The 3060-nt window shown below is 23.4% G+C and carries 2 protein-coding genes; both read right to left on the bottom strand.

Going from position 1 to position 3060, the window contains the following annotated elements; genetic code table 11:
- Nucleotides 1-569: 569 nt before the first annotated feature.
- Nucleotides 570-764 (bottom strand): hypothetical protein, encoded by a 195-nt coding sequence (locus PF569_00295; GenBank protein MDA3854666.1) that lies wholly within the window; start codon nucleotides 762-764, stop codon nucleotides 570-572.
- Nucleotides 765-1052: 288 nt separating this feature from the next.
- Nucleotides 1053-1238, bottom strand: coding sequence for a hypothetical protein (locus PF569_00290; protein MDA3854665.1), 186 nt, complete (start codon nucleotides 1236-1238; stop codon nucleotides 1053-1055).
- Nucleotides 1239-3060: the final 1822 nt, after the last annotated feature.

Genomic DNA, 3060 nt, shown 5'->3' with positions numbered 1-3060 from the left:
TCTAATAAAGCCATTACATATTTATTCTTATCATTATTTATTGTTTTCCATCATTCTTGTATAAATATTTCACTTACTGCGAATCAACCTGTGAATAAATCTATTAGTAAGTTTTCTTTTCTATCTTTAGTATGTGCTACAATTACATTAAATATATGTCTAGCACTCTTTCATTTACTTCACATATAAGGGATAGGCATAGATTATAATTAAATACTAAAATTATGTTGACACTCAGGACATTCTACATTTTTTGTTTTATCACTTACTTCTCTATCTTCATTTCAATTTATATCATCAAAATCTATATCCTCTATTTTAGTAGCATATAATTCATTAAGTTCTATATCATCTAACTCTTCTAGCTCAAATTTAATATTCTCTATATTATCTTCTGCTAGTTCTGCAATCTTATTATCTAGTAACCTATATTTTTTAACTTGTGCTGGTGTTAGATTATCTTTTTGTATAGTTGGTACTGTTTCAAGTCATAACTTCTTACAGGCTTCAAGTCTTCAATGTCAGGCTATGATAATATTATTACTATCAATAACTATTGGAGAGTTCATTCAATATTCTTGTATACTATTTGCTAATAAATCTATTTGTTTTGTATTATGTATTTTATTATTCTTTTCATAATTAATTAAATCATTAGGATTTTTATTTACTATTTCTATTGATTCAACTTTTATTTTATCTTTAGCCTCTATCATAATATGTCTTTTAAATGATTTAATATATGTATATAATGTTTTTTTCATAAGTTGTTATATATTTCAATAACTTCTCATTTCTTAATCATAGTATTTATTGTTCTTCTATCAACTTTTAATTCTTCAGCTAATAGCTTTTTATTAGTAAAGAGCATATCTTTGTAGTATAGATTCTATTATAAGTACATTATTTGTACCTTAATTATACTTATATAAATAAAAAAAGCAAACTTTTAATGTTTTGCTTTTAGTTATATCTTTATTATATCCTTTCTAGTTAATAAATCAAGTTAGTGTTTAGTTAAGTTTATTTATTAAAAATTATTTAATCTTAGTTCAAAATTCAGTATCTTTATATTCTATTTCTAATCCTACTGCTTTATCTAGCATAGAACTTATTTCATAAATAGTATGAGGAAAGTATCTATCTTGTATATCTTCATCTTTTAAAGCTACTTCTTCAATCATTTTAATTTGTTCTATTAGAAAGTCTTTAATTTCTTGTGTTAGTATTTGTTTCATAATGTGTTTTATTATTTATATAAATTTTCTTTTTCTTTAATAGCATCAATTTTTCCTTTTATCTCTTCCACTAATTTAGTACAACAATGTCATAAAGGTTTATGAAAATCATATTGTTCTACCATATCTGATAGTGCTGGATAATTTCTAGCTTCATCCACTGTTTCTTTATATTTTATTGGCATTTGTTTTTAGTTAGAAAATAATTCATCAAATATTGCTTTTACTACAGGAACACTTATTGCATTTCACATTTGTTTATATCTTTGAGAATTACTTACAGATGAAGTCCATCAATCTGGAAAACCTTGTAATCTTTCGCATTCAGTTGGTGTAATTTTTCTTATAGTTTTTCCTTCTGATATTCTAACACAATCTCAATGATTATTTCTAATAGTTGGACTAATTCAATATTGTGCTGGAATATCTACAATTATTTTAGGTTGTCTATGTCATCATTGCATTGTATTTAATGTATAACATATATCTTTAGCTATTCTGGAATTACTATCATATCTTTTTAAACTTTCCCAACTTTTTTCACTTAAATAATATTTCTCATCAACTTCTTCCTCTAATATATCTTTTAAAAAAGTAGTAAGTTCTTTTCATTTTGGAAAACTAAAATCTTTTAAACTATCTTCTCAATATCTACCAACTATAAATACTCTTTCTCTTCATTGAGGTATTCAAAAATGACTTGTATTTAATATTTCATATTTAATATCATATCCAGCCTGTTTCATTATTAAAAATATACTATGTCTAAAATCCCAAAACTTTTTACTCATAAATCATTTAACATTTTCAAATATAAAATGCTTTGGTTTATTTTTTAATATTTGTAATAGATATTCAACTAATATTGTTCTTCATCAGTCTAAATTTTGTTTTCAAGCAACTGATACATCTTGACAAGGAAATCCACCAGTTAATAAATCAAAGTCTTCTAAGTTATCTATATCTAATTCTGTAATACTTCATAAATCTTTACTATTTGGGAAATGTTCTTTATATACTTGTATAGCAAATTTATCTATTTCACTAAATCATATACACTCTATATTCTCTTTTCAAATTGATTGTTCAAGAGCTAAGTGAAAACCACCTACTCAAGCGAATGTATCTAATAGTTTTATTTTAGGCATTTGTTTTTAATTAGTGATTAGAGTGTAGTTTCTTTTAAAATCAGTTAATTTCATATAATTAATACTTCATACCATAAAATCCTTATCAGTAGATTTTTCATATTTTATAATTATAAAATTTCATTTTACTCACAATTCTTTTTTCTTATCTAATTTCACATTCTATTTCCATTCAATCTCTTGCTTCTCTTTTGAAGTCTTCAAATGTTTTCATTTTCTTTTATTTATTATTTAAAATTAAATCTATCAGTTCAACATAATTCTCTAAATTTCTGTACTGTTATAAATTTACAATATCTTTTCATATTCATTCATTTTTATTTTGTAAAAGAATTAAATTTAATCTCTCAGCATTTTCTACAATATATAGAAGATATAGCTCAAGTTTTATAAGCAGTTTCTTTATATACATTTTCTTTTGAAATTGTTCAGTTTCAATACCATTCGTGTTTACATTTATTATCTAGCATTGATTCATTCCATTATTAAATTATTATAATCCTCCCAATCTTCTTTTAATTGTTGTTTATGCTCTTCTGCTAATGATTGCATAGTATTATAACTTCAACAATTTCAACATTCTTTATTATCTGGAAAGTTTATTCAAGTTATACCACAATCTAAACATTCTATTTTATTACTCTTCATTTTATATGATTTTAAGGGTTATAATA

This window comes from Candidatus Woesearchaeota archaeon (assembly GCA_027858315.1).
Lineage (GTDB): Archaea > Nanobdellota > Nanobdellia > Woesearchaeales > UBA583 > UBA583.
The sequence above is the reverse complement of the archived record's forward strand: the minus strand, read 5'-3'. Positions and strand labels throughout refer to the sequence as shown.